Raw genomic sequence first — 25,395 nt, forward strand, 5'->3', positions numbered from 1 at the left:
GACTGTCCTGAATCTTCGGAAAATCTGTGCTCAATTGTGTTCGATTGTTCGAGATTGTCGCCCCGCTCCCCCGGCCTTCGGCGCGCCGGATAGAATTCGCGTGCCGCGCCACGCACCGGCTTGCCGGGGCGTGAGTTGACGCGTGCGTCAAGAGGAGACCATGAACGAAGATCCACTCAAATACCGCGTACTGCTGATCGAAGACGACGACCGCCTGGCGCAGCTCGTCCGCGAATACCTCGACGGCTATGAATTCGCGGTGACGGTCGTGCGGCGCGGCGACCTCGCCGTCGCGGCGGTGCGCGAGCACCAGCCGGCCCTCGTGATACTCGACCTGATGCTGCCGAACCTCGACGGCATGGAAGTCTGCCGGCGCATCCGCGCGTTCACCAACGTCCCCGTGCTGATCCTGACCGCGCGCCTGGACGTCTACGACCAGGTCGCGGGCCTCGAGACGGGCGCCGACGACTACGTGACGAAGCCGATCGAGCCGCGCGTGCTGGTCGCGCGCGCCCGCGCGCTGCTGCGCCGTGCGCAGCCGGCCGCCGCCGACACGCCCGTGGCCGCCCCCGAAGCGCTCGTGTTCGGCGAGCTGGCGATCTCGCCGCCGAACCGCACCGTGACCTGGCGCGGCGAGCCGGTCGACCTCAAGACTGCCGAATTCAACCTGCTGCTGATCCTCGCGCGCGCGGCCGGCACCGTGCTGAGCCGAGACGACATCCTGAAGCAGCTGCGCGGGATCGAGTTCGACGGACTCGACCGCTCGGTCGATTCCGGCATCTCGAAGCTGCGCCGCCGCTTCGAGGATGCGTCGTCGGAGCCGCACAAGATCAAGACGATCTGGGGCCGCGGCTACCTGTTCAGCCCTTCCGCGTGGGACGAATAAATGCTGCGTCCGTTGATCAGGCTGTACCTCGTCGTGATCCTGTTCGTCGCCGCGTCGATCATCTTCGTCCAGCTGTCGTTCGACCGGATCTTCTACGATCGCACCGCGCAGGCGGAGCGGGAGTCGTTGACGACCTACGCGTTCGTGCTCAACGATTACCTCGAACGCCACCCGGGCGAGCAGCGCAAGTTCGCGCTGCGCGAGCTCGCGAAACACGGCAACGAAAGGTTCGACTTCATGCCGATGGCCACCGCCCGCGCGCAATTGAGCGGCGAGCCGCTGCGCGATCTCGACGCCGGCCGAATCTCGATCAGCTACGACCGCAAGGATTACTACATGCCGCTCGCGGATGGTTCGGTACTGCATGCGCGGCCGATCGAAGCATTCAGCCTCGACATCAAGATCTATGCATACATGCTGCTCGCGCTCAGCGCACTGCTCGCGGTGGTGCTGTGGGTTCACTATCACTGGCGCGACCTGCGCAAGCTGCAGGACGCCGCACGCGCATTCGGCTCCGGCACGCTGTCGACGCGCGTGAAGCTGTCGGGCAAGTCGAACATCGACGAACTGTCGCAACAGTTCAACGACATGGCCGAGCGCATCGAGGCGTCGATCAAGCAGCAGCGCGAAATGATGCACGGCATCTCGCACGAACTGAAGACGCCGCTCGCGCGGCTCGAGTTCGGCCTCGCGCTGCTCGCCGAGCCGGATGAAACGGGCCGGATGCGCGAACGCCGCGACGCGCTGCGCCGCGACGTGCGCGAACTCGACGAGCTCGTCACCGAGCTGCTGACGATCGGCCGGCTCGAACAGGGCGCGAGCCAGCTCGCGCCGATGGAAGTCGTCGTCGACGCGTTGATCGATAGCGTCGCCGGCAACGTCTCGAACGATGTCGCCGATCGCGGCATCTCGCTCGACGTATCGACGCTCGGAGCCCCCGCGACCCACGTGTGCGACCCGAAGCTGGTTGCCCGCGCGTTGCTGAACCTGATCCGCAACGGTGCACGCTATGCATCCCGCACCGTGCTGCTCGCCGCCGCACGCGACGCGTCCGGCGCGCTCGTGCTGAGCGTCGACGACGACGGCCCCGGCATTCCGGCCGCCGAACGCGCCCGCGTATTCGAACCGTTCCAGCGGCTCGACTCCAGCCGCGACCGGCAGACCGGCGGCTTCGGGCTCGGGCTCGCGATCGTGAGACGCGTTGCACTGGTGCACGGCGGCGACGTGCGGCTCGAGGATTCACCGCTCGGCGGCGCACGCTTCGTGATCACACTGCCCGTGCGGACGCTGCCGGACAACCTGTTCGACGTGCCGGATACCGTCGCGCAGGGCGACGCATCCGGCCGCGGCACGAGCATGGCCGTCCCGCGGCAATGACGCGCGCCGCAGGCACCCTCACCTGAGCGCCCGCCCCCGCTGCACACGCGTCGCTCAGCGGCGGCGCAACAGCGCGACGAAGAACAGGCTGCCGAACATCGCGGTCACGATCCCGATCGGCAGATCCTCCGGCGCCGCGAGCGTGCGGGCCGCCACATCGGCCCACACGAGCAGGATCGCGCCGGTCAGCGCGGCAACCGGCAGCAGCCTGCCGTGCTCGGCACCGACGACGCGGCGGCACAGATGCGGCGTCACGAGCCCGACGAAGCCGATCGCCCCGCTCACCGCCACCATCGCACCGGTCGCGAACGACGCGACGACGAACACCTCGCGCCGCATCCGCGCGCTCGGCACCCCGAGCGCGGCCGCGGCCACGTCGCCCGACATCAGCGCATTCAGTTCGCGCCGGCGCGCGTACAGCGCGCCGCCGGCAAGCGTCGCGCACACGGCCGGCACCGGCAGCAGATCCCAGCGCGCGAGCCCGACGCCGCCGAGCATCCAGAACAGCACCGACGACGCGGCGCGCTGATCGCCGAGATACAGCAGCAGGTTGCCGAACGCGGCCATCATGAACGACACCGATACGCCCGCGAGCAGCAGCCGGTCCGATTCGAGCCGGCCGCGCCGGTAAGCGAGCGCGATGACGCAGGCCGTCGCCGCGAGCGCGCCGGCGAAGGCGGCAGCCGACAGCGTGAACGGGCCGAGTGCCGCACCGGCCAGCACGGTGACCGCGACGGCGCCGAGCATCGCGCCCGCGCTCACGCCGAGCAGGTGCGGATCGGCCAGGCGGTTCGCGGTCGCCGCCTGCAACGCGACGCCCACCGCTGCCAGCGTCGCGCCGACGATCGCGGCGAGCAGCGCGCGCGGCATCCGGATCAGCCAGACGATGCTGTCGTCGCCCGCCGCCGCCGCGAACGCGCCGGCCTCGCCGAACGCCGGCACGATGTGCGCGGCGACGATCCGCACCGCGGCCGGCATCGCGATCGGCGCCGGGCCGAACGCGGCCGATACGACGATCGACACGACCAGCAGCAGCGCGAGCGCCGGCAGCACCGTGCGCATGCCGGGCCGCGAAGCACGCACGTGCCTGCTCATCGCGCCGGCCCGGCGAACGCGGCCGGATACAGCGCGCGCGCCAGCGTCTCGACAGCCGCGACGTTCTCGGGGCCCGGCGTCGCCGCATCGTAGGGAATCACGATGAAGCGCCGGTCGCGAATGGCGGCCACGCGCGCGAGCGACGGCTGGCTCAGCAGGAACTGCTGCTTCTGCGCGGCCGTCACGGCCGAATAATCGACGATCACGATTACCTGCGGATCGCGCGCCACCACGCTTTCCCAGCTCACCTGCGTCCAGCTGCGCGGCAGGTCGGCCATCACGTTGCGCGCCCCGGCCGCCGTCAGCAGCGCGGTCGGCATCGCGAGCGCGCCGGCCGTCATCGGCTTGTCGGTGCCGCTGTCGTAGACGAACACGCGCAGCGGCGCCGGACGCCCGATCGCGCGCGACACCGCCGCGAGACGCGCGCGCATCGCGGCCACGACCTGCGCGGCGCGCGCGTCGACACCGAAGATCCGGCCGAGATTGTTCAGGTCGCGGAACACGTCGGCGAACGACGCGGCCGTCTGCTTCATCACGTGCGAGCACGATTCGGTCAGCTCGTACGTCCGGATGCCGAACGGCGCGAGGGTCGCCGGCGTCACCGCACCGCCGACATGCATCCCGTAGTTCCAGCCCGCCAGATAGAAGTCGGCACGCGCGGCCGCGAGCACCTCGAGCGACGGATACTGGCTCGCGAGTTCGGGCACGCCGCGCAGCGCGTCGCGCACGCGCGCGGTGCCCGTCTTCCAGCCGCCGATGCCGGTGTAGCCGACGAGCCGGTCCTTCAGGCCGAGCACGAGCATCATCTCGGTCAGGTTCACGTCGTTGCTCACCGCGCGCGTCGGCGCGCGGTCGAACGTCACGTCGCGATCGCAACTGCGCACGGTGACGGGATAGGCACCCGCATGCGCGGCCGCGCAGCCGAGCAGAGTCGCGGCAACCAGCCGGCGGAATGCGGACGACGACGCAGACTGCAACGCGGAGGGCAGGACGGGAAACAGCATGGCGGTCATTCCGGATGAAGCGGCGTGATGCGCGGCCGGCCCGTGACCGGATGGCGATCGACGAGCGCGACGACGCCGAACACGTCGCGCAGCAGCGCGTCGGTCAGCACGTCGGCCGGCGCGCCCGATGCGACGACCCTGCCGTGCGCGAGCACGTGGAGCCGGTCGCAATACGCGGCCGCGAGATTGAGATCGTGAATCGTGGCGAGCGTCGCGATGCCGAGGCGCCGCACACGTGCGAGCAGTTCGAGCTGATGGCGCAGGTCGAGATGGTTGGTCGGTTCGTCGAGCAGCAGCAGTTCGGGCTGCTGCGCGAGCGCACGAGCCAGCAGCGCGCGCTGCTTCTCGCCGCCCGACAGCGACGCGAAGCGTTGCGCGCGGCGCTCGACGAGGCCGACGTCGTGCAGTGCGGATTCGACGATCCGGCGATCGTCCGCCGTCTCCGCGTCGAACGGCCGCTTGTGCGGCGTGCGCCCCATGCCGACCAGCTCGTCGACCGTCAGCCCGAAATCGTCGGGCGTCTCCTGCTGCAGCACCGCGATGCGCTGCGCGACCGCGCGCGGCCGCATGCGCCACACGTCCTGCGCGTCGAGCGCGACACGGCCCGCATCGGGCCGTGCGTAACGGAACACGCAGCGCAGCAGGCTCGTCTTGCCGCTGCCGTTCGGGCCGACCAGCCCGACGAACTCGCCGTCGGCCACGCTCAGCGTCACCGAATCGAGCACGGCGATCGCACCGCCGGGAGACCAGCTCACGCGTTCGATGTCGAGCATGTGCGCCACGGGAGGCTCGCCGCGCCGCACTAGAAGCGCATCGTCGCGACGAGCTCCGCCGAGCGCGACGGGCCGAGCAGCCATTGCTCGCCGCCGTTCGACGTCGTCACCGCGTACGTGCGGTTCGCGAGATTGCGCAGGTACAGCGCAAGCTCGGTGCGCGCCGTCGGCTGCCAGCGCAGCGACGCATCGAACACCGTGTACGACGGCACCTGTATGCGGTTCGCGTCGTCGCCGTACGTCGCGCCGACGTAACGCATGCCCGCATTCGCCTGCCAGCGCTCGGCAAATGCCCAGCCAAACCACAGGTTCGCCGTCTGCTGCGGCACGTTGGCCGGCGCATTGCCGGCGCGCGACACCGTCGCGCTGCCGACCTTCTGGCTGAACTCGTCATAACGCGCGCGCAGCAGCGCGACGTTCGCGTCGACCGTCCAGCCGTGAGGCAGCCGCGCGCCGCCCGTCAGCTCGATGCCGCGCGACGATTGCCGGCCGACCTGCTGGCGCAGCGCGGGATTGAACGGATCGGTGCTGAGCAGGTTGCGCTTCGTGATGTCGTACACGGCGAAGGTCCAGTAGGCGCGGCCGTCGAGCAGCGTCTGCTTGACGCCGGCCTCCCACTGTTCGCCGGTGGCAAGCCGGTAGTTCGCCTGCGACGCGGACAGCGTCAACAGCGACCCGAGCCCTTCCGCGCCCGTCGTGTACTGCGCATACGCGCTGAGCGTCGGCGCGACTTCGAACACGAAGCCCGTGCGCCAGCCGACGTTCGCGAAGCGCTTGTCGAAGCCGGCGCCGGTCGCGGCCTGCTCGCGGCTGAACGCGATGTGGTCGTAGCGCAGGCCGCTCACCCACGCGAGCCGCGGCAGCACGTCGAGCCGGTTCTCGGCGAACACCGCCGCCTGCCGTGCCCGCGTGCTGAACTGCGGCACCGTCGGGTCGGGGCTCGTGAACACGCCGGGATCGAAACCGTGCGCGGGCACCGTCGATTCGCCGCCATACGGCGAATTGTTGGTACCACTGAACGTGACCTGGCTGAATTCCGTGCCGACGACGAAACGGTTCGCGCGGCCGAACAGCGTGCCGTCGAAGCGTGCGCTCAGCCGATCGCCGATCTGCCGCTGGTGATGGCCGATGTCGAGATAGTCACTGCGCGTGACGAGACCCGTCGCGGTGTCGAGCGCGTACGATTCGGCATTGCGCCAGTGGCGGTTCGACGTCAGGTAGTAGAGCTGGTTGTCGATCGTCACGCCGGCCGTCGGCCGGTAGCGGGCCGACAGGCGCGTCCACTGGTCGTAGTAGGCAATCGTCGCATCGCCGACGTTGTAGTTGAGCTTGCGCAGCGACGGATCGAGCACGCCGTTCGGTGCCGGCACGCCATGGTAGGTCGCCGGCATCTGGCGGCCGTAGTCGAAGTCGAGTGTCAACGTGAGCTTCGGGCTCACGTCGAATTTCAGCGCGCCGCCGACGGCCGTCGTATGCGTATCGGCCCGCTCGGCGAGGCCGTTCGCGCGTGCATCGCTCACGTAGAAGCGATACGACAACCGCGGGCCGAGCGCGCCCGTCGTATCGAACGCAAAGCGCTTCGCGCCGTCGGCGCCGACGCCGGCCTGCAGCGTCGTCTCGCGCGTGCGCTGCGGCCGCTTCGGCACCACGTTGACGACGCCGCCGATCGCTCCTTCGCCATACAGCACCGACGCCGGGCCGCGCAGCACCTCGATGCGCTCGACCGACCACGTGTCGAACGGAAAGGTGATCGTGCCGGCCGCCGGCATCAGCCGCACGCCGTCGAGCAGCGTCATCACGGATTCCTGCCCGCTGAAACCGCGCACGCTCAAGGCGGTGCCGCCGGTACCGGGCGCCATCGCGCTCGCGAACCCCGCGGTGCGCGTCACCGCATCGAGCACCGTGCGATCGCCGCGCGCCTCGATCGTGCCGGCCGTGACCGACTCGACGCTTGCCGGCGTATCGAGACTTGCCAGCCCGAGTCGCGAGCCCGTCTCGAGCGGTCGGGTCAGCGGGTCGGCCGGTACGGATCGCGCGCTGACGTTGATCGCCGGCAGCGCATGGCGGTCGTCGGATGCAGATGCGGCCGCTTCCGCGGCAAGCGCGGCGGACGTCGCCATCGCACACCCCACCCAGGTTGCGCAACCATACGCGGCACGCGAGCGCCATCCCCCGTCGTACCGGCGCGAGCCGGCGTGCAGCCGCGCGTCGCGCGCCCGCCTGTGTTTCGTCTTCGTCACTTCGTATCGGTCTTCGTGTGGTTTCGTCGCACGTGGCTTGCCCGACAGCCTCGGACGGCCGTCGATCCAAACGTCGGATGATACGTTATATCAATTTATTCCGTCAGGGTTTTGTCAGGATTCGTGGGTCAGTACGCCCGGCTCGCGGCTGGGACCCGCGACGGGTCGCAGCGGCAGCATCCCTGGATAAATCGGCCGGTACTCCGGCTCACGTGTCGACGACACGACCGCGTCGGCCGCCGGAAAGGCAGTTGCCCGAGGCATGCCGGTTTCGACGCCGCGATGCAAACGCAATCGCAACAGCGCGCCGGCCCTCGTCGACCGGCCACTCGCGCCCATGACGCGCGCCGCGACCGGCCGGCGCAACGTCGCCGCCTAGATCGGAAAACTGAACTGCACCCACAGCTTGTCGCCCTGCGGCCGGTTGCGCACCGCGAATTCGTGCTGGTATTTCACGACCACGCCCGACGCCGGCCCCCACATGTAACGCAGCTGCGGGCCGATCGCGACCGACTGCCCGCGAAAACCGTCCGACGCGACCTTGATGCCGTCCTGCGTATCGTCGGTGAACTGCTTCAGGAACGTGCCCTGCACGCCGACCTGCACGCGCCGGTCGATCGAATAGCCGACCAGGTAATCGAGCACGGCCACCGCACCCGAGTGGTACCGCGTCGCATGGTTCGGCGAATTCAGCTCCAGCAGCGTGGTCGTCGAGATCTCCCAGTCGCGGCCCGGAAACCAGGTCGTGCTGACGTACGGCAGGAACGCATACGTGTTCAACCCCGTGTTCGCGATCCGGTTCGCCGCATACGCGCCGCTCGGCACCGCGAACGACGGTGAGAAGAACGCGAAGAAGGTCTTCGATGCGTTCGCGTAGTTGATCATGAACGGCTCGAGGATCACGTCACCGAGCGACGTGCGGTTTCCCGTACCGACCGGCGTCGACAGGTGCAGGTGCACGATCGGCACGATCGCGCTGCTCGACAGCGAGAACGGCCCGAACGTCGCGCCCCAGGTGTGAACCACGCGCGGCGTTTCCGCGACGACGCTCAGGTGGAACCCCGGCACCGCGCCGCCGCCGTCCGGCCCGGCAAACCGGTTCGATACCGAGTACAGCGCGTAGTTGAAGTACTGCGTGTTGCCGGGCGGCGGAAGCAGCCCGTTCAGCACGGTGTTGACGCCGAACGGATAGCTGATCTGCCCGTTCTCCGTGGCCGACGCCGGAACCTGCATGGCGCCGGCGATCAGGAATGCCAAGGGTACCCGTCGCAAGGTGAATTTCATGTCGTCTCCAGACCGGATTGTTATCGTGTCATCGCGGGCCGGGCATCGCAGGCCCGGGGAGACGCAATGTAAAGCGCACGACAGCGGCGAAAAAGACGACGTTCAGGAGAACAGTTCTTCGTTACACGGAGAAATGCGCGGCGGCGCGGCAACGACCCGCGATCAGCGGCCGACTTCCTTCCATTTGCGCGCGAGCCCGAGGCGTTCGAAACGCTCGATCAGGAATTCGGTGAAGACACGGATCTTCGCCGGCTGGTGACGGCGGCTCTGGTACGCGATGTTGACGGTGAGTGCCGGCAGTTGCCAGTCGGTGAGCACCGGCACCAGCTTCCCCGCGACGATATCCTCGTGGATGATGTAGAGCGGCTGGATCAGGATGCCGAGCCCGGCAAGCGCCGCCGCGCGGATCACCTGCCCTTCGTTCGCATCGAGCACGCTCTTGATCGTGACCGACTGCTTCTTCGCGCCGCGGCGGAAATGCAGCGCGTACGGATCGTTCGCGAGGTTGTAGACCAGCAACCGGTGGTCGCACAGCGCATCGGGTGTCGCCGGCGCGCCGTGCTTCGCCAGATATCCGGGCGACGCGGCCAGCACGCGCCGTGTCTCGGCGAGCTTGCGCACGGTGATGCCCGAATCCGCTTCATGCTCGCGCGTGCGGATCGCCACGTCGATGCCCGCCTCGATGAAATCCGGGTAGCGGTTCGCCGCGATGATCTGCACGTTCAGGTTCGGGTAGCGCCGGTGAAACTCCGGCAACGCCGGTGCGATATAGATCGACGCGAACGATACGGAAGCGGTCACGCGCAGCGTGCCGGCCGGATTGACGCTCGTTTCGTTGACGGCCGCATCGGCCTCCGACAGCTCCGTCAGGATTGCGACACAGCGCCGGTGGTATTCGTGCCCCGCGTCGGTCAGCCACAGGCGGCGCGTAGTCCGCTCGACGAGCCGCGCCCCCAGCCGCTCCTCCAGCGCATTCAGGCAGCGGCTCGCCGCCGCGCTCGACATGCCGAGCCGCTCGGCGGCCTTCGACAGGCTCCCCAGCTCGGCGACCTGCACGAAAAATTCGATCTGCGTCCACTTGTCCATGCGTTGGATTCTTCCACTTGGCGGAGAACAAAACTCCTCCAAACCATCTTTTTTACGATCCGGGGAGGAATTAATGTTACGTCAACGCGCCATCCAACGACATCAGGAGACAACCCCATGCGCAATCTCAACGAAGACACCATCACGCAGGCCGTGATCGCATCGCTCTCCGGCTGTCGCGACGAGCGGTTGCGCACGGTCATGACCAGTCTCGTCCAGCACCTGCATTCGTTTGCGCGGGAGACGAAGCTCACCGAGGCCGAATGGCAAGCCGCGATCGGCTTCCTGACCGCGGTCGGCCACATTACCGACGACAAGCGCCAGGAATTCATCCTGCTTTCCGACGTGCTCGGGCTGTCGACCCTCGTCACCGCGCAGAACCATGCGAAGCCGGCCGGCTGCACGGAGGCGACCGTATTCGGCCCGTTCTATGTCGACGGCAGCCCCGAGTTCGCGATGTTCGACGACATCGCGAACGGCGCATGCGGCGAGCCCTGTTTCGTATCCGGCCACGTGCGCGGCATCGACGGCATGCCGGTCGCGCACGCGTCGCTGGAAGTCTGGCAAGCCGACGAGGACGGGCACTACGACGTCCAGCTTCCGGCCGACGACGGTTCGGTCACGCATCGCGCGCGCGGCCGGCTGCGCACCGGCGCCGACGGCCGTTACGCGTTCCGCTCGATCCTCGCCGAACCGTATCCGATTCCGCACGACGGCCCCGTCGGCGCCATGCTCGACGCGCTCGGCCGTCATCCGTGGCGCCCGGCGCACCTGCACTTCATGATCGCGGCGCGCGGTTACGAAACGCTGATCACGCACGTGTTTCGCGACGGCGATCGTTATCTCGACTCCGACGCGGTATTCGGCGTACGGTCGACGCTCGTCGCCGACTGGGTGCGGCACGCGCCCGGCATCGCGCCGGACGGTTCGCGCATGGACACGCCGTTCTACACGCTCGATTACGACTTCGTGCTCAATCCCGCCGGGCGCGGCGCATGATCCGGCACGTCGTGATGTGGAACGTCGCAGGCGAAACCGACAGCGAACGCGCGGCGGCACGCGCCAGCGTGAAGCGTGCATTCGAAAGCCTGCGCGGCCGGATTCCAGGCATGACGCACCTCGAGGTCGGCGCGGATTTCAGCGCGGCCGATTACGCGTGCGACCTGATACTCGTCGCCGAATTCGAGTCGCGCGAAGCGCTCGACGGATACACGACGCATCCTGAACACGCACGCGTACGCGACACACTGGCCGGCCTGCGCATCGCGCGCCACCAGGTCGACTACGCAATGGAGTGACGACGACATGAATTTCATTTACCAGGCACGCCCCGCACGCGTGATCTTCGGTGCAGGCAGCCTCGACCATCTCGAACGCGAAGTGCTGGAACTGGGCGCGCAGCGTGCGCTAGTACTCTGCACGCCGGAGCAGCGCGACCTCGCGCAATACATCGTCGAGCGGCTCGGTGCGCGCGCGGCAGGGTTGTACGATCGCGCGACGATGCACGTGCCGATCGAAATCGCCCGCGATGCGCAGGCGTTCGCCCGGTCGTGCGGCGCGGATTGCGCGATCGCGATCGGCGGCGGCTCGACGATCGGCCTCGGCAAGGCGATCGCGCTCGAAAGCAGCCTGCCTATCCTCGCCATCCCGACGACGTATGCGGGCAGCGAGATGACCCCGATCTACGGCCTGACGGAAGACGGCATCAAGCGCACGGGCTCCGACGCGCGCGTCCTGCCGAAAACGGTGATCTACGATCCCGCGCTCACCGTCACGCTGCCCGTCGAGCTGTCCGTGACGAGCGGGCTCAATGCGATCGCGCACGCAGCGGAAGGTCTCTACGCGAACAACGCGAACCCGGTGATGAGCCTCGTCGCCGAAGAAGGGATTCGCGCGCTGGCGCGCGGCCTGCCCGGCGTGCGTCGCGACACCGCCGATCTCGGCGCACGCGGCGACGCGCTTTACGGCGCGTGGCTGTGCGGGATGGTGCTCGGCAACGTCGGCATGGCGCTGCACCACAAGCTCTGTCATACGCTCGGCGGCAGCTTCAACCTGCCGCACGCGCCGACCCATACGGTCGTGCTGCCGCATGCGCTCGCGTACAACGCGGCGCACGCGCCGGATGCGATGCAGCGCATCGCCCGCGCGATCGGCACGAACGACGCGGCGCGCGGCCTCTATGCACTGGCGCTCGACAACGGCGCGCCCGTCTCGTTGAAGGCGATCGGCATGCAGGAAGCCGATCTCGATCGCGCGGCCGATCTCGCGGCCGCCAACCCGTACTGGAACCCTCGCCCGATCGAACGCGACGGCCTGCGCGCGCTGCTGCAGGACGCGTTCGACGGCAACCTGCCCGGCACGACCGCGCGCTGAATCGAACACACGACAAACCAACAAACGCCACAGTCATGGAGACACCCCACATGAATACCGAATCGAGCGCGCACGGCGACAGCACCGCCGAACACTGCGACGTCGCGATCGTCGGCTACGGCCCGACCGGCCTCGTCGCCGCATCGATGCTGGGCCGCGCCGGCCATCGCGTGATCGTCCTCGAACGCTGGCCGACGCCCTACGGCCTGCCGCGCCTCACGCACATCGATGGCGAAACCGCGCGCATCGTGCAAGCCAGTGCCGACGTCGATCACGCGCTGCGCAACGCGAAGGCAGTCGACACCTATCACTACTGCGACGCGAACGGCGACCTGCTGCTCGAACTGAACTGGACCGGTCGCGCATGCGGTTATCCCGCGCACATCTCGATCTACCAGCCCGACATCGAGGACGCGATCGATGCACGCGCCAGCGCCTTCAGGAACGTGACGATCCTGCGCGGCTGGGAAGTCGATACGCTGCAGCAGGACGACGACGGCGTGACGCTGACCGCGCATCCGTCCCGCTGCGTCCAGGACGCGCAATGGACCGACAGGCCGCGCGTTTTTCGTGCGCGCTACGTGATCGGCGCCGACGGCGCGAACAGCCTCGTGCGCCGCACGCTCGGCATCGAACGCTCCGATTTCGGCTACAACGAACGCTGGCTCAATCTCGATTCGGAAAACAAGCGCGATCTCGGCGACGGCTGCGCGCGCACGACGATCTACTGCGATCCGGCGCGCGCGTACATGCACATGCCGATCGGCACGAAGCGCACGCGTTTCGAGCTGCGCGTGCTGCCGAACGAATCGACGGCCGAATGGGAAACGGAAGAAGCCGGCTGGAAGTGGCTCAACGACCACTACGGCTACGGCCCGGACGACCTGAAGCTGCTGCGGCACGTCGTCTACACGTTCGAGACGCGGATGGCCGAACGCTGGCGCGCGGGCCGCGTGCTGCTCGCAGGCGATGCGGCGCACACGATGATGCCGTACATGGGACAAGGCGCGTGCTCCGGCATGCGCGACGGCATCAACCTCGCGTGGAAGCTCGACCTGGTGCTGACCGGGCGCGCGTCCGCCGACCTGCTCGACACCTACGAAGCCGAGCGCCGCCCGCACGTGACGGCGATCACGCAGATGTCGCTGTTTCTCGGGCAGGTCGTCAACGAGGACGATCCGCGCAAGGTCGCCGAACGGGACGCGGCGTTCCGCTCCGGCAACATGCCGCCGATGCCGCCGTTCCCCAAGCTCGGCCACGGCATCGTGCACGCGCAAGCCGACGGCACGCTGCTGCCGACGACGGGCGCACCGGCCCCGCAAGGCCGCGCGAGGCGCGGCGCGGCCGAGGGCCGTTTCGACGACGTGGTCGGCCAGGGTTTCCAGCTCGTCACGCGCGCGCACCCTGCCCGCCATCTCGACGACGCGCAGCGCGCATTCCTCGCGCAGCTCGGCTGTCACGTGGCCGTGCTGGCCGACGACGTGTGCGCGCCGGATGCCGTGGTCGATCTCGACGGCGAGCAGCACGCGTTCATGCACGCGCACGGCATCGCCGCGTATATCAAGCGGCCCGATTTCATCGTGTTCGGTTCGGTAAGCGACCTGTGCGATCTCGGCGCGCTCGTCGACGCGCTGCGCGACACACTGCACTGGTCCGCCGTTTCGAGCGAGCCTGCCGCGGCTTCGGCGGCTTCGGCAGCCGTCACCCACGCATCGTGAAGGAGACCGACGCATGACGACCGAACTGTCACCGTTCGCGCTGTCGCTGCAGCGCGCGATGCCCGTCACGCGCCTGCTCGATTGCGGGATGGACTACGCGGACGCAACCGCGCTGCACGCCCGCACGTCCACCGGCGAACCGTGGGACGTCGCGGCCGAAGCGCTGGCCGACGCGCAGCTCGCGCGCGCCGCGCAGGCGGCGGATGCCGGCCACCGGGTCACGGCCGCCGACGCGCAGGCGATGGCCATCGCGAACCTGCTGTTCGCGCAGATGGCGTTCAACCACGACGTGCCGCGCAAGCGCGCGCTCTATGCGCGGCTCGTCGACGCGTCGCACGGCCTCGCGCGCTGGTCCGACAAGCGCATCGAACGTGTCGAAGCGCCGTTCGGCGATGCGCGCCTGATCGCCTGGCTGGTGCGACCGCCGGCGGAGCACGTACGCGGCACCGTGATCGTGTTCGGCGGCCAGAGCGGCTGGGGCTTCGCGTACTGGCCGATCGCGCGCGCACTCGCGGCACGCGGCCTCGCCACGCTGCTCGCCGAGGGGCCGGGCCAGGGCGAGACGCGGCTCGAACAGCGGATCTTCGTCGACGTCGACATGAGCGCCGCCTATCGGCGCTTCGTCGATCACGTCGCCGATCATGTGCCCGGGCCGATCGGTATCTGGGGAAACAGCATCGGCGGGTTGTGGGCGGCGTCGACTGCCGCGAGTGACCGACGGATCGCGGCCTGCTGCGTGAACGGCGCGCTCGCGGCGCCGACGCTGCTGCCGTTCCGCACGTTCGTCGAGCAGGCCGCGGCGATGCTCGGCAACGACGATCCCGATGCCGTGGCGGCGAACTTCGCGCGGATGAGTTTCTCGTCCGAACGCGACCGTATCGTGTGTCCGCTGCTGGTGCTGCACGGCGGTGAAGATCCGCTGATCCGGATCGACGATCAACAGCCGTTTCTCGATGCCGCGACGTCCGGCGATGCGACGCTCAAGGTCCGGCCGGACGGCGAGCACACGATCTACAACCACGCATCCGAGCGCACCGCGCTCGTCTGCGACTGGTTCGCCGAGCGGCTGGCGCGGGCGGCAGTGGTGTGAACACGCATGCGGTGCCGGCCGTGCCGACGGTCGACACCGCGCGGGGCATCACGCATGACGATGTCGCCCCGCCGCTTGCCGCGACGCCGTCGATTTCCACGTGCGTGAAGGCATACTTCGCCATCCGTTCACGACGGCCGGCCGAACCGGGATACGCGCGCAGTTGCGCAATCATGACCCGCTTCAACTGCCAACCTTGAACGCCGGCAACTGCTGCCCGAGCCGCGCGCCCATTTCCGCACCGAGCGCCTGCAGCGCATTGAACGGCCGGATCATCACTTCGAATTCCACGATCCGCCCTTCTTCGTCGAAGCGGATCATGTCGATCCCCTTCAGCGCCTTGTCGCCGACGCTCGCGCTGAATTCCAGCACCACGCTCAGGCCGTCGTCGGTGACGAACTGGCGGTAATAGACGAAATTCTCGAGGATCGTGATCACCGTGCGTAGCGCCATCAACAGCGCGGGTGCCGGCCCGTACGGCTTGAACGCCATCGGCGAACGGAACACCGCATCCGGGTGAACGATCGATTCGAGTGCACTGAAATCCTTGTTGTCGATCATCGCATGCCACGCGTCGAGCGATTTCGCGACGGCGGGATGAACTTGCAGCGGTGCGTGTGTCATCGAAGTCTCCTGACTCATCGGACGGAAAAGAAACGAATCGGCGTCAAAGCGTCGCGGCCAGCGTCGTGCCCTGGTGAATCGCGCGCTTCGCATCGAGTTCGGCGGCCTCGTGTGCGCCGCCGATCAGATGCACGCGGCATCCGGCGGCCTGCAGTTGCTCAGCCAGTTCGCGCGACGGCTCCTGCCCCGCGCAGATCACCACGTTGTCCACCGGCAGCGTCTGTTCGACGCCGTCGATCGTCACGTGCAATCCTTCGTCGTCGATGCGACGGTACGTCACCGCCGACGACATGCCGACGCCGCGCGCCTTCAGCGCCGTGCGGTGGATCCACCCGGTGGTCTTGCCGAGCCCGTCGCCGATCTTCGATGCCTTGCGCTGCAGCAGATGCACCTGCCGCGCGGCCGGCTCGGGTTGCGCACGGCCCAGCCCGCCGGCACTCGCATACGATCGATCGACGCCCCATTCGTTGAAGAACCGGTCCGCGTCCGCCTGTTCGCCGCCATCGCGATGAACCAGATATTCCGCGACGTCGAAACCGATGCCGCCGGCGCCGACGATCGCGACGCTGCGGCCCACGGCCTTGTCGTCGCGCAGCACGTCGAGATAACCGAGCGTCTTCGGATGCCCGACGCCGTCGATCGGCGGCGTGCGCGGCACGATGCCCGTCGCGATCACCACCTCGTCGAATTCGCCCCGCAGCAGCATCTCGGCGCTCGCGCGCGTATTGACGTGCAGCGTGATGCCGCGCAGCTCGATCTGCCGGCGGAAGTAACGAAGCGTTTCGTTGAACTCTTCCTTGCCGGGCACCTTCTTCGCGATGTTGAACTGGCCGCCGATCTCGGCACCCGCTTCGTACAGCGTCACCGCGTGGCCGCGCTCGGCCGCCGTGACCGCGAAACCGAGGCCCGCCGGGCCGGCACCGACCACCGCGATGCGCTTGCGCTGCCGTGCGGGGCGGATCACGAGCTCGGTTTCGTGGCAGGCGCGCGGATTCACGAGGCAGGACGTGATCCTGCCGCTGAACGTATGGTCGAGGCACGCCTGGTTGCAGCCGATGCACGTGTTGATTTCGTCCGCGCGCCCTTCCCGCGCCTTGCGCACGAATTCGGCGTCGGCGAGGAATGGCCGCGCCATCGACACCATGTCGCAATAGCCGTCGGCGAGCAGCTGTTCGGCGACTTCCGGCGTGTTGATCCGGTTGGTCGCCACGAGCGGGATGCCGACCTTGCCCATCAATTGCCGCGTGACCCATGCGTACGCGGCGCGCGGCACCTTGGTCGCGATGGTCGGTATGCGCGCCTCGTGCCAGCCGATGCCGGTATTGATGATCGTCGCACCGGCCGTCTCGATCGCCTGCGCGAGCCGGATCACCTCGTCGAGCGTCGAGCCGCCTTCGACGAGATCGAGCATCGACAGCCGGTAGACGACGATGAAGTTCTTGCCCACCCGCTCGCGCACGCGCCGCACGATCTCGACCGCGAAACGGATGCGATTCTCGTAGGCACCGCCCCACGCGTCGTCGCGATGGTTCGTGCGCGCGGCAATGAACTCGTTGATCAGGTAACCCTCGGACCCCATGATCTCGACACCGTCGTAGCCCGCATGCTGCGCAAGCGCCGCGCATCGGACGAAATCGGCGATCGTCTCGTCGACTTCATCGCCGCTCAGCGCATGCGGCGTGAACCGGTTGATCGGCGCTTTCAGCGCACTGGGCGCGGCGAGCGCCGGGTGATATGCGTAGCGCCCGAAGTGGAGGATCTGCAGCGCGATCCTGCCGCCCTCCGCATGCACCGCACGCGTCACGACACGATGGCGTTCGGCTTCCGCTTCGGTCGTCAGCATCGCGCCGCCCGGCGCCGGACGGCCGCGCTCGTTCGGCGCGAAACCACCCGTGACGATCAGGCCGGCCTCGCCTCGCGCGCGCTCCGCGTAGAACGCCGCCATTCGCTCGAATCCGTGCGGCGCCTCCTCGAGACCGACGTGCATCGACCCCATCAGTACTCGGTTCCTGAGCGACGTGAAGCCCAGTTCGAGCGGGGTCGTCAAATGCGGATAGCGGGATGCCATCGGGTGTCTCCATTTTTATGCAACAAGTTGCACAGATGGTAGTTCACCGCGTTCGTTTACGCAACAAGTTGCATAAACGTGATCCGCGACTTGTACTGTGGCCCCGATATGGCAAGATGCGGTTCATTCCGCTGCCTCCGCCGATCCGACATGTCCCTGCCTCACGCACTCCTCACCGCGCTCGCCGAACGTCCCGGTTCGGGGTCCGAGCTCGCCGACCGCTTCGATCGCTCGATCGGCTATTTCTGGCAGGCCACGCACCAGCAGATCTACCGCGAACTGGGGCGCCTCGAGGAAACGGGCTGGATCGAATCGCTGCCCGCCGAATCGGGGCGCGGCCGCAAGCGCGCGTACCGGATCCTGCCGGCCGGCAAAAAGGAGTTGCGGCGCTGGATCGCCGAACCGGAAGATCCGACGCCGCTGCGCGAAGCGTTGATGGTGCGCCTGCGCGCGGAAGCGGTGCTCGGGCCGGCCGGCCTCGAGGACGAAATCAGGCGGCGCATCGCGCTTCACCAGGAAAAGCTCGATCTCTATCTGCAAATCGAGGCGCGCGACTTTTCGACGCCCGACGATTCACGCACGAAGCGCCTGCAGCATCTGGTGCTGCAGGCCGGCATTGCGAACGAGCGGTTCTGGGTCGAGTTTTCTCAGCATGCGCTCGACACGCTGCGCCTGCCGAAGGACTGAGCCGGGTTCGCGCGGCGGCCGCCGGCTCGGCTGCACCGGGGGTCGCGCCGGCGCACGCGGCCGTCGTGGCGCGCATTGCGCCGCGACGCGCCATACCGTAGTCACGCGTCCGGCAGAATCACCACCTTGCCCTTCACCTGCCGGTTCGCCATCCGCGCGATCGCGTCGGTCGCGCCGGCCAGCGGCACGCGCTCGGTGATCGCGGGCCGCACCTTGCCGGCCGCGAACCATTCCGCCAGCAAGCGCATGTTCGCGACATGCTGCGCCGGGTCGCGGCGCACCGCATCGCCCCAGAACACGCCGAGGATGTCGCGCTCCTTGAGCAGCGCGAGGTTCAGCGCGATCTTCGGAATCTCGCCGGCCGCGAACCCGACGACGAGGAACCGGCCGCGCCACGCGGTCGCGCGCAGCGCTGCCTCGGTGTATGCGCCGCCCACCGGATCGTAGACGACATCGGCGCCGCGCCCGCCGGTCAGTTCGTCCACGCGGCGGCGCAGGTCTTCGGTCGCATAGTCGATCGTCTCGTCCGCGCCGGCTTCACGGCACAGCGCGAGCTTGTCCGCGCTCGACGCCGCCGCGATCACGCGCGCGCCGAGCGCCTTCGCGATCTCGATCGCGGCGAGCCCGACGCCGCCCGCCGCGCCCAGGACGAGCAGCGTCTCGCCCGCCTGCAGTCGCGCACGCTGCTGCAACGCGTGCAGCGACGTGCCGTATGCGAGCACGAGCGCCGCGCCCTGCTCGAACGTCATCCCCGGCGGCAACGGGGCGATCTGGCGCACATCGGCCACGCACTGCTGCGCGAACCCGCCGTGCCCCGTGAACGCGACCACCGAATCGCCGGGCCGCCATGCGGTAACGCCGTCGCCGACCGCGTCGATCACGCCGGCAAACTCGGCGCCCGGCGAAAACGGCAACGCCGGCTTCACCTGATACAACCCCTGGACGATCAGCGCGTCGGGGAAATTGAGCGACGCGGCCTTCACGTTGACCCGGACCTGGCCGGCCGCCGGTTCGGGAGTCGCGACGTCTTCGATGCGCAGGCTGTCGATCGGGCCAAATGCGGTACACAACAGGGCTTTCATGCGCTTCTCTCTCCTTGCGCGGCGTGGCCGCGCATCGATGCGGTTTGCGGGATACTCCCGCGCGCCCGGTTCACGACGCGTGGGCGACGGCCATCCGAACCGGCCTTCGCGATATCGTCAGCATTCCGGAATGTCGGTGCGGCTACGTTCAGAACCACGCGTCGCGCATGTCGAGCGTCGTCGTGTCGACGCTCGACAGCAGATCGAGCTGTGCGTCCACTTTCGGCAACTCCCAGCGGAAGAAGTAGCGGGCGGCCGCACGCTTGCCGTCGTGGAAATCGCCGGCTTGCCCGTGCGCGGCGAGCGTCACGTCGAGCCACAGCCACGCGACGACGAGATGGCCGAACGCTTCCAGATAGACACTGGCATTCGCGAGCCGCGCCTGCTGATCGCCGATCGCGCCGAGCTGTCGCGTGACGTCGACCAGCCGCGACCAGCGCCGCGCCAGCGCATCGGCCTGCTCCGGCAGGCCGGCATCGAGCGCCCGCGCGCGTTCGACGCTCGCGCCGATTCTCCCGTCGAGTGCGCGCAGCAGCGCGCCATCGTCCTGCGCGACCTTGCGGCCCAGCAGGTCGAGCGCCTGGATTCCGTGCGTGCCTTCGTGTATCGGGTTGAGCCGATTGTCGCGATAGAGCCGCTCGACCGCGTAATCGCGCGTGTAGCCGTAGCCGCCGTGCACCTGGATCGCGAGGTCGTTCGCCGCGAGACACCACTGCGACGGCCAGCTTTTCGCGATCGGCGTCAGGATGTCGAGCAGCCGCCCGGCCTGGGCGCGCACGGTCGCGTCGTCGTGCGCGCGTGCTTCGTCGACCAGCTTCGCGCAGTACAGGATCAGCGCGAGACCGCCTTCGACATAGGCCTTCTGCGCGAGCAGCATGCGCCGCACGTCCGGATGCTCGACGATCGGCGCCTGCGGCGCGGCGGCATCCTTGCCCGCCGGCCCCAGCGGACGCCCTTGAGGCCGGTTCCGCGCGTAGTCGAGCGCATGCAGATAACCCGTGTAGCCGAGCGCCACCGCGCCCGCGCCGACGCCGATGCGCGCCTCGTTCATCATGTGGAACATGTACGCGAGGCCGTGGTTCGGCTGGCCGACCAGATAACCGATCGCACCCGCCCGCCCTTCCGGCCGGTAGCGCGTGCCTTCGCCGAAGTTCAGCAGGCAGTTGGTGGTGCCGCGGTAGCCCATCTTGTGGTTCAGCCCGGCGAGCGCCACGTCGTTGTGCTCGCCCTGCGCGGCGCCGTCGGTACCGGGCAGGTACTTGGGCACGATGAACAGCGAGATGCCGCGCGTGCCGGGCAGCAGCCGGCCGTGTTCGTCGGGGATCTTCGCGAGCACGAGGTGGACGATGTTCTCCGTCAACTCGTGTTCGCCGCCCGAGATCCACATCTTGTTGCCGGTCAGCCGGTAGCGCGGGCCGAGCGGCGAGTCGCACTCGAAATCCGCGCGCGTCGCGATGTCCGACAGCGACGACCCGGCTTGCGGCTCGGACAGGCACATGGTGCCGAAGTAGCGCCCTTCCAGCTCCGGGCGCGCGAACGCGTCGATCTGCGCGGGGGTGCCATGCGCGACGAGCAGGTTCGCGTTGGCCACGGTCAGGAACGGATAGGCGGCGGTCGCGATGTTCGCGGCCTGGAAGAACAGGAACGACGCGGCTTCGACCAGCTTCGGCAAGCGCATGCCGCCGAGCGCTTCGTCGTGGCCCGCGGCGATCAGCCCGGCGTCCGCGAAGGCGCGCACGGCCGGCTCGACGTCCGGGATCAGCGTCACGCGCTCGCCGTCGAAGTGCGGTTCCTCGCGATCGCCTCGTGCCGCATGCGGCGCGAACAGGTCTTCGGCAATCCGCTCGCTGGTATCTAGCACCGCGTCGAACGTCTCGCGACTGTGCTCCGCGTAGCGCGGCAGCGCGACGAGCGCCTCCGCATCGAGCCAGTCGTACAACAGGAACGCGAGATCGCGTCGCGACATCAACAAGCTCATCGTGCTGCCTCCCGGGGCCGGCTTCGTCAGCCGAATGAAGGGTTCCGTGATTGCGAATGCTGGCAGGAATTTAGCACGGTCGTTCGCAAACAACAACGACGGATGCGCTAGTCCGCGTACCCCGGATTGCGCCGATCGAGCCGGCGCAGCAGCCCGGGCCAGACGAGCGCGCCGGCCCCCATGCCGCGCGTCACCGCGGCGATCTGCTGCTTGATGCCGTCGAGAATCGGCTGTGCGATCGGCAGCAGCGCGGTGCCGCCGGCCTGCGCGCGCACCTGGATCACGCAGGCCGCTTCGAAGAAGTACATCGCGACGAACGCGTCCGCCGGCGTCGCCCCGACGGTCAGCAGCCCGTGGTTGCGCAGCATCAGGTTCGTGTGGGCGCCGAGGTCGCGCACGAGGCGCGCCTTTTCGCCTTCGTTGAGCGCAATGCCCTCGTAGTCGTGATAGCCGAGCGACGCCAGCACGCCGAGCGACTGCTGCGACAGCGGCAGCAACCCGCCCTCCTGTGCCGACACGGCGACGCCGTTGATCGAATGCGTATGCATCACGCACAGCGCATCGTCGCGGGCCGCGTGCACCGCGCTGTGGATGGTGAAGCCGGCCGGGTTGATCTCGTACGGCGATTCGGACACCTTGCGTCCTTCGAGATCCACCTTCACCAGCGACGATGCCGTGATCTCGTCGAACATCATGCCGTACGGGTTGATCAGGAAATGATGCTCCGGGCCGGGGACGCGCGCGGAAATATGGGTGAACACGAGATCGTCCCAGCCGAACAGCGCGGTGAGGCGGTAAGCCGCCGCCAGGTTGACTCGCGCGTCCCATTCGGTCGGGGAAACTGCCTGCTTCACGCTGATATCGGATGAGGCCACGTCGACACTCCTTGTTCAAGGATGGATGCGTACCGGGCCGCACGATGGCCCGGCCCGGGGATTGCGTCACCCCGCGCGGGGCTTCGCGAGCTGATCGGCAACCGGCAGGCTGCGGATGCGCGTGCCGGTCGCCGCGAAGATCGCATTGGTCAGCGCGGGCGCGACGGGCGGCAGGCCCGGCTCGCCCACGCCGCCGAGCGGTGTCGCGAAATCGTCGGGCGCGACGAGGTGCACGCGGATTTCACGCGGCGCCTCGTTCATTCTCAGCACCTGGAAACCGTTGAAGTTGCTCTGCTCCGGATGGCCGTCCTTGAACGTGATCTCGCCGTGCAGCGCGATGCCGAGCCCCATCACCACCGCCCCCTCGAGCTGCGAGCGTACGCGCTCCGGATTGACCTGCGGCCCGCAGTCGATCGCGATGTCGACCCGCGGCACCGTGATCTTGCCGTCGGCATCGACCTGCACCTCGCACACCGCCGCCGTGTACGACACGAAGCTGCGGTGCGCGGCGATCCCGAGCCCGTGCCCCTTCGGCAGCCTGCGCCCCCAGCCCGCCTCGCGCGCGACCGTCTCGACCACGCGCCGCAGCCGCCCTGTGTCGACCGGATACAGCGCCGGATCCTCGCCGTAGTTCACGTTCTTCACCGTGATGTGCGGCTCGAAACGCCGCGCGGGCCCGATCAGTTCGAGCAGGAAATCCTTCGGGTCGCGGCCGGCCGCGTGCGCCAGCTCCGACACGAAACTCTGGATTCCGAACGCATGCGGAATGTTGTAGACCGAGCGGAACCAGCCGATCCGCGTGTGCGCCTGCGCGGCCGGATTCTCGATCCGCACGTTCGGGATCGCGAACGGCAGGTCCGCGATCCCCTGCGCGAGCTCGCCCGGCTGCTCGTGCACGACGCCGGCCCTGAAGGTCGACTGGATCGACGGCGCAACCGTGCGATGCTGCCACGCGACCACTTTCCCCGACGCATCGATCCCGCCGTCGAACGCTTCGAGCGACACGGCATGGAAGTAGTCGTGCGCAAGGTCGTCCTCGCGCGTGAACGTCAGCTTGACGGGCGCACCGACCGCCTTCGACAGCAGCGCCGCCTCCACCACGTAGTCGGGCTTCGACTTGCGGCCGAAACCGCCGCCGAGCAGCGTCACGTTGACCGTCACGCGCTCGCCCGGCAACCCGAGCGCCTTCGCGACCTCGTCGCGCGTGGTCTGCGGAGCCTGCGTACAGGTCCACACTTCGCATCGGCCGTCCGCCACGCGCGCGACGGCCGCGGGCGGCTCCATCGTCGCGTGTGCGAGATGCGGGATGTAGTAGGTCGCACGCACGCGTTTCGCGGCGCCGGCCAGCGCCGCCGCCGCGTCGCCGTCGTTGCGGATCACGTCGCCCGGTTGCGCCGCAGCCGCTTCGAGCGTCTTCCGATACGCGGCCGAGTCGTAGTTCGCATTGGGCCCGTGCTTCCAGTCGATCTTCAGTTGCGCGCGTGCCTGGATCGCCGTCCACGTGTCGCGCGCGACGACGGCCACGCCGCCGAGCGGCTGGAAGCCGGACGGCAGCGGCGTCGGCGCGAGCGGCACGACCTTGACGACACCCGGCAGCTTCTCCGCCGCCGACGCGTCGAACGACGCCATCGTGTCCCCGTAGGCAGGCGGGCGCGCGACGACTGCATACAGCATGCCGTCGAGCCGCGTGTCGATCCCGTAGTGCGCGCGGCCGGCGACGATGTCGCGTCCGTCGATCAACGCCGTTTCGCCCTTGCCGATATAGCGGAATTCGGCTGGCGCTTTCAGCGGCACCGTCGCCGGATCGGGTGCCGGCAACGCGGCCGCTTTCGCCGCCAGTTCGCCGAAGCCGAGCTTGCGTCCGCTCTTCGTGTCGACGACCTCATGCACGGTTGCCTTGACCTGCCGCGCATCGACGCCCCACGCCGCGGCGGCAGCCTGTTCGAGCATCGTGCGCGCCGCCGCGCCCGCGCGGCGCAACGCGGCGAAGCTCTGGCGCAAGCTGCGCGAGCCGTCGGTGTTCTGGTTGCCGTAGCGCGGCTCGTCGCCGACGGCCTGTGCGACCTTCACGCGCGCCCAGTCCGCGCCCAGTTCGTCCGCCACCACGAGCGCGACGCTCGTGCGCACACCCTGCCCCATCTCGGAGCGGATGCAGGTCACGGTGACCGTGCCGTCGGGTGCGATCGCGACGAACAGGTGCGGATCGTCGCGCAACCCGTGCGGCATTCCCGCGCCGCCATATCGCGGATCTGCACTGACGGGCGGCTGGTTCGGCACGGCCGCGCGCACGAGCGACGGCACGCCGAACGCGAGCAGCAACCCGCCGGACGCAAAGCCGAGCAGCAGCGCGCGACGGCTTTCGTTATGGACGGAGAGGTCGGGCGCGCTCATGCGGCACCTCCGCGGCGCACGGCCAGGCGGATCGCCGCGCGTATGCGCGTGTAGGTGCCGCAGCGACAGATGTTGCCGGACATCGCATCGTCGATGTCGGAGTCGGTCGGATGGGGATTCGTCTTCAGCAACGACGCGGCCTGCATGATCTGCCCGGACTGGCAGTAGCCGCACTGCGCGACGTTCAGTTCCTGCCACGCCTGCTGCAGCGGATGGGTCAGATCGGTCGACAGGCCCTCGATCGTCGTCACGCGCTTGCCGGAAGCGGCCGCGACCGGGGTGATGCACGACCGGATCGCGACGCCGTCGACGTGCACGGTGCACGCGCCGCACAGTGCCATCCCGCAGCCGAACTTGGTGCCGGTGTGGCCGAGAACATCGCGCAGATACCAGAGCAACGGCATGTCGGGATTGCCGTCGAAGTGCTGCTCGCTACCGTTGACGGTCAGCGTGATCATCGTTCACCTCCTGGTTGCGATGCCCGCTTCGGGCAGGCATCGGGTGGGGATTCGAACGGCGCGGCGCACATTCCGAACAACCAGGCAGGGCGCCGTGTCGTGGGCCGTGTTGCCTGCAGGCACGGCCCGGCGGATGCTGCAAACGATGCGGCGGCCCGGTTGCCTGCGCAACGTGGCAACGAATTCCCGGCCGCTCGCTCGTCCGCATGGATCGCCGATCCGCATTATCGAACCATTTCGGATTTGCCGTCGGATCGCGGGGATTCGGGCGTTTCAGGTAATCGGAGCGGGAAATTTGCCCGGAGA

21 protein-coding genes are annotated in these 25,395 nt (G+C 68.6%); 8 read left to right on the forward strand and 13 right to left on the reverse strand.

Translation table 11 applies throughout. The features are described 5' to 3' along the window. Nucleotides 1-160 precede the first annotated feature (160 nt). Both VK92_RS08990 and VK92_RS08995 read left to right on the forward strand, forming a co-directional pair. The gene (locus VK92_RS08990) at nucleotides 161-886 is read left to right on the forward strand and encodes a response regulator (RefSeq protein WP_021157221.1); all 726 of its coding nucleotides are present in this window, start codon (nucleotides 161-163) and stop codon (nucleotides 884-886) included. Further along, the gene (locus VK92_RS08995; RefSeq protein WP_048025887.1) at nucleotides 887-2,263 is read left to right on the forward strand and encodes an ATP-binding protein; all 1,377 of its coding nucleotides are present in this window, start codon (nucleotides 887-889) and stop codon (nucleotides 2,261-2,263) included. It abuts the gene before it with no gap. Between the two features lie 54 nt (nucleotides 2,264-2,317). Here VK92_RS08995 and VK92_RS09000 read toward each other — a convergent pair whose 3' ends face one another. The 6 genes from VK92_RS09000 to VK92_RS09025 all read right to left on the reverse strand — a co-directional run bounded on the left by VK92_RS09000 (nucleotide 2,318) and on the right by VK92_RS09025 (nucleotide 9,745). Next, entirely contained in the window at nucleotides 2,318-3,358 is a 1,041-nt protein-coding gene (locus tag VK92_RS09000) for a FecCD family ABC transporter permease (RefSeq protein WP_048025885.1), read from the reverse strand. Further along, nucleotides 3,355-4,371 (reverse strand): ABC transporter substrate-binding protein, encoded by a 1,017-nt coding sequence (locus VK92_RS09005; protein ID WP_048025883.1) that lies wholly within the window; start codon nucleotides 4,369-4,371, stop codon nucleotides 3,355-3,357. Before VK92_RS09005 ends, VK92_RS09000 begins: the two co-directional genes overlap by 4 nt. Beyond that, nucleotides 4,368-5,135, reverse strand: coding sequence for an ABC transporter ATP-binding protein (locus VK92_RS09010; protein WP_059627677.1), 768 nt, complete (start codon nucleotides 5,133-5,135; stop codon nucleotides 4,368-4,370). The genes VK92_RS09005 and VK92_RS09010 overlap by 4 nt, the downstream gene beginning before the upstream one ends. Nucleotides 5,136-5,164: 29 nt before the next feature. After that, nucleotides 5,165-7,255 carry a TonB-dependent receptor gene (locus tag VK92_RS09015; RefSeq protein WP_048025882.1) on the reverse strand — a complete coding sequence of 697 codons (2,091 nt, stop codon included), beginning with the start codon at nucleotides 7,253-7,255 and terminating at the stop codon, nucleotides 5,165-5,167. Between the two features lie 495 nt (nucleotides 7,256-7,750). Further along, nucleotides 7,751-8,659: a SphA family protein gene (locus tag VK92_RS09020; protein ID WP_048025881.1), complete on the reverse strand. Its 909-nt coding sequence runs from the start codon at nucleotides 8,657-8,659 to the stop codon at nucleotides 7,751-7,753. A gap of 162 nt (nucleotides 8,660-8,821) precedes the next feature. Beyond that, a complete protein-coding gene (locus VK92_RS09025) occupies nucleotides 8,822-9,745 on the reverse strand; it encodes a LysR family transcriptional regulator (protein ID WP_048025879.1) in 924 nt (307 codons plus the stop codon). A gap of 117 nt (nucleotides 9,746-9,862) precedes the next feature. Here VK92_RS09025 and VK92_RS09030 point away from each other — a divergent pair, with 117 nt between their 5' ends. From VK92_RS09030 to VK92_RS09050, 5 genes are read left to right on the forward strand one after another with little or no spacing between them, the layout of a single operon-like run. After that, entirely contained in the window at nucleotides 9,863-10,744 is an 882-nt protein-coding gene (locus VK92_RS09030) for an intradiol ring-cleavage dioxygenase (RefSeq protein WP_048025877.1), read from the forward strand. Beyond that, nucleotides 10,741-11,043: a Dabb family protein gene (locus VK92_RS09035; RefSeq protein ID WP_048025876.1), complete on the forward strand. Its 303-nt coding sequence runs from the start codon at nucleotides 10,741-10,743 to the stop codon at nucleotides 11,041-11,043. The genes VK92_RS09030 and VK92_RS09035 overlap by 4 nt, the downstream gene beginning before the upstream one ends. A gap of 7 nt (nucleotides 11,044-11,050) precedes the next feature. Further along, nucleotides 11,051-12,118, forward strand: a complete 1,068-nt coding sequence (locus VK92_RS09040) for a maleylacetate reductase (RefSeq protein ID WP_048025875.1) — start codon at nucleotides 11,051-11,053, stop codon at nucleotides 12,116-12,118. 50 nt (nucleotides 12,119-12,168) lie between these two features. Continuing rightward, the gene (gene mhpA, locus VK92_RS09045) at nucleotides 12,169-13,836 is read left to right on the forward strand and encodes a bifunctional 3-(3-hydroxy-phenyl)propionate/3-hydroxycinnamic acid hydroxylase MhpA (RefSeq protein WP_048025956.1); all 1,668 of its coding nucleotides are present in this window, start codon (nucleotides 12,169-12,171) and stop codon (nucleotides 13,834-13,836) included. 13 nt (nucleotides 13,837-13,849) lie between these two features. Beyond that, complete coding sequence (locus VK92_RS09050; protein WP_048025874.1) at nucleotides 13,850-14,926, forward strand: alpha/beta hydrolase family protein; 1,077 nt, start codon at nucleotides 13,850-13,852, stop codon at nucleotides 14,924-14,926. Nucleotides 14,927-15,109: 183 nt separating this feature from the next. Here VK92_RS09050 and VK92_RS09060 read toward each other — a convergent pair whose 3' ends face one another. Together VK92_RS09060 and VK92_RS09065 are read right to left on the reverse strand one after the other, a co-directional pair. Further along, nucleotides 15,110-15,550 (reverse strand): nuclear transport factor 2 family protein, encoded by a 441-nt coding sequence (locus tag VK92_RS09060; RefSeq protein WP_048025873.1) that lies wholly within the window; start codon nucleotides 15,548-15,550, stop codon nucleotides 15,110-15,112. 43 nt (nucleotides 15,551-15,593) lie between these two features. Continuing rightward, on the reverse strand, nucleotides 15,594-17,618 hold the full coding sequence (locus tag VK92_RS09065; RefSeq protein WP_048025872.1) for an oxidoreductase: 2,025 nt from the start codon (nucleotides 17,616-17,618) through the stop codon (nucleotides 15,594-15,596). Between the two features lie 150 nt (nucleotides 17,619-17,768). Here VK92_RS09065 and VK92_RS09070 point away from each other — a divergent pair, with 150 nt between their 5' ends. Beyond that, on the forward strand, nucleotides 17,769-18,305 hold the full coding sequence (locus tag VK92_RS09070) for a PadR family transcriptional regulator (protein ID WP_021157238.1): 537 nt from the start codon (nucleotides 17,769-17,771) through the stop codon (nucleotides 18,303-18,305). Nucleotides 18,306-18,406: 101 nt separating this feature from the next. Here the strand turns inward: VK92_RS09070 and VK92_RS09075 are convergent, their stop codons facing one another. The 5 genes from VK92_RS09075 to VK92_RS09095 form a co-directional block, all read right to left on the reverse strand. Next, nucleotides 18,407-19,387: an NADPH:quinone oxidoreductase family protein gene (locus VK92_RS09075; RefSeq protein WP_048025871.1), complete on the reverse strand. Its 981-nt coding sequence runs from the start codon at nucleotides 19,385-19,387 to the stop codon at nucleotides 18,407-18,409. Between the two features lie 148 nt (nucleotides 19,388-19,535). Next, on the reverse strand, nucleotides 19,536-21,365 hold the full coding sequence (locus tag VK92_RS09080) for an acyl-CoA dehydrogenase (protein WP_048025870.1): 1,830 nt from the start codon (nucleotides 21,363-21,365) through the stop codon (nucleotides 19,536-19,538). A gap of 107 nt (nucleotides 21,366-21,472) precedes the next feature. Next, nucleotides 21,473-22,240: a class II aldolase/adducin family protein gene (locus tag VK92_RS09085; RefSeq protein WP_048025869.1), complete on the reverse strand. Its 768-nt coding sequence runs from the start codon at nucleotides 22,238-22,240 to the stop codon at nucleotides 21,473-21,475. A gap of 66 nt (nucleotides 22,241-22,306) precedes the next feature. After that, the gene (locus VK92_RS09090) at nucleotides 22,307-24,631 is read right to left on the reverse strand and encodes a xanthine dehydrogenase family protein molybdopterin-binding subunit (protein WP_048025867.1); all 2,325 of its coding nucleotides are present in this window, start codon (nucleotides 24,629-24,631) and stop codon (nucleotides 22,307-22,309) included. After that, the gene (locus VK92_RS09095) at nucleotides 24,628-25,089 is read right to left on the reverse strand and encodes a (2Fe-2S)-binding protein (protein WP_048025865.1); all 462 of its coding nucleotides are present in this window, start codon (nucleotides 25,087-25,089) and stop codon (nucleotides 24,628-24,630) included. Before VK92_RS09095 ends, VK92_RS09090 begins: the two co-directional genes overlap by 4 nt. Nucleotides 25,090-25,395 lie beyond the last annotated feature (306 nt).

This window comes from Burkholderia sp. LK4 (assembly GCF_001043615.1).
In the GTDB taxonomy this organism is placed as follows: Bacteria; Pseudomonadota; Gammaproteobacteria; order Burkholderiales; family Burkholderiaceae; genus Burkholderia; species Burkholderia cepacia.

Excerpts from the sequence above, each read along its gene's own strand:
- VK92_RS08990 (WP_021157221.1), top strand. The coding sequence starts at position 161 with ATGAACGAAGATCCACTCAAATACCGCGTACTGCTGATCGAAGACGAC.
- VK92_RS09075 (WP_048025871.1), bottom strand. The coding sequence starts at position 19,387 with ATGAAAGCCCTGTTGTGTACCGCATTTGGCCCGATCGACAGCCTGCGC.
- VK92_RS09070 (WP_021157238.1), top strand. The coding sequence starts at position 17,769 with ATGTCCCTGCCTCACGCACTCCTCACCGCGCTCGCCGAACGTCCCGGT.
- VK92_RS09015 (WP_048025882.1), bottom strand. The coding sequence starts at position 7,255 with ATGGCGACGTCCGCCGCGCTTGCCGCGGAAGCGGCCGCATCTGCATCC.
- VK92_RS09040 (WP_048025875.1), top strand. The coding sequence starts at position 11,051 with ATGAATTTCATTTACCAGGCACGCCCCGCACGCGTGATCTTCGGTGCA.
- VK92_RS09050 (WP_048025874.1), top strand. The coding sequence starts at position 13,850 with ATGACGACCGAACTGTCACCGTTCGCGCTGTCGCTGCAGCGCGCGATG.
- VK92_RS09005 (WP_048025883.1), bottom strand. The coding sequence starts at position 4,371 with ATGACCGCCATGCTGTTTCCCGTCCTGCCCTCCGCGTTGCAGTCTGCG.
- VK92_RS09090 (WP_048025867.1), bottom strand. The coding sequence starts at position 24,631 with ATGAGCGCGCCCGACCTCTCCGTCCATAACGAAAGCCGTCGCGCGCTG.
- VK92_RS09095 (WP_048025865.1), bottom strand. The coding sequence starts at position 25,089 with ATGATCACGCTGACCGTCAACGGTAGCGAGCAGCACTTCGACGGCAAT.
- VK92_RS09010 (WP_059627677.1), bottom strand. The coding sequence starts at position 5,135 with ATGCTCGACATCGAACGCGTGAGCTGGTCTCCCGGCGGTGCGATCGCC.
- VK92_RS09020 (WP_048025881.1), bottom strand. The coding sequence starts at position 8,659 with ATGAAATTCACCTTGCGACGGGTACCCTTGGCATTCCTGATCGCCGGC.
- VK92_RS09065 (WP_048025872.1), bottom strand. The coding sequence starts at position 17,618 with ATGGCATCCCGCTATCCGCATTTGACGACCCCGCTCGAACTGGGCTTC.
- VK92_RS09025 (WP_048025879.1), bottom strand. The coding sequence starts at position 9,745 with ATGGACAAGTGGACGCAGATCGAATTTTTCGTGCAGGTCGCCGAGCTG.
- mhpA (WP_048025956.1), top strand. The coding sequence starts at position 12,169 with ATGAATACCGAATCGAGCGCGCACGGCGACAGCACCGCCGAACACTGC.
- VK92_RS08995 (WP_048025887.1), top strand. The coding sequence starts at position 887 with ATGCTGCGTCCGTTGATCAGGCTGTACCTCGTCGTGATCCTGTTCGTC.
- VK92_RS09035 (WP_048025876.1), top strand. The coding sequence starts at position 10,741 with ATGATCCGGCACGTCGTGATGTGGAACGTCGCAGGCGAAACCGACAGC.
- VK92_RS09030 (WP_048025877.1), top strand. The coding sequence starts at position 9,863 with ATGCGCAATCTCAACGAAGACACCATCACGCAGGCCGTGATCGCATCG.
- VK92_RS09060 (WP_048025873.1), bottom strand. The coding sequence starts at position 15,550 with ATGACACACGCACCGCTGCAAGTTCATCCCGCCGTCGCGAAATCGCTC.
- VK92_RS09000 (WP_048025885.1), bottom strand. The coding sequence starts at position 3,358 with ATGAGCAGGCACGTGCGTGCTTCGCGGCCCGGCATGCGCACGGTGCTG.
- VK92_RS09080 (WP_048025870.1), bottom strand. The coding sequence starts at position 21,365 with ATGAGCTTGTTGATGTCGCGACGCGATCTCGCGTTCCTGTTGTACGAC.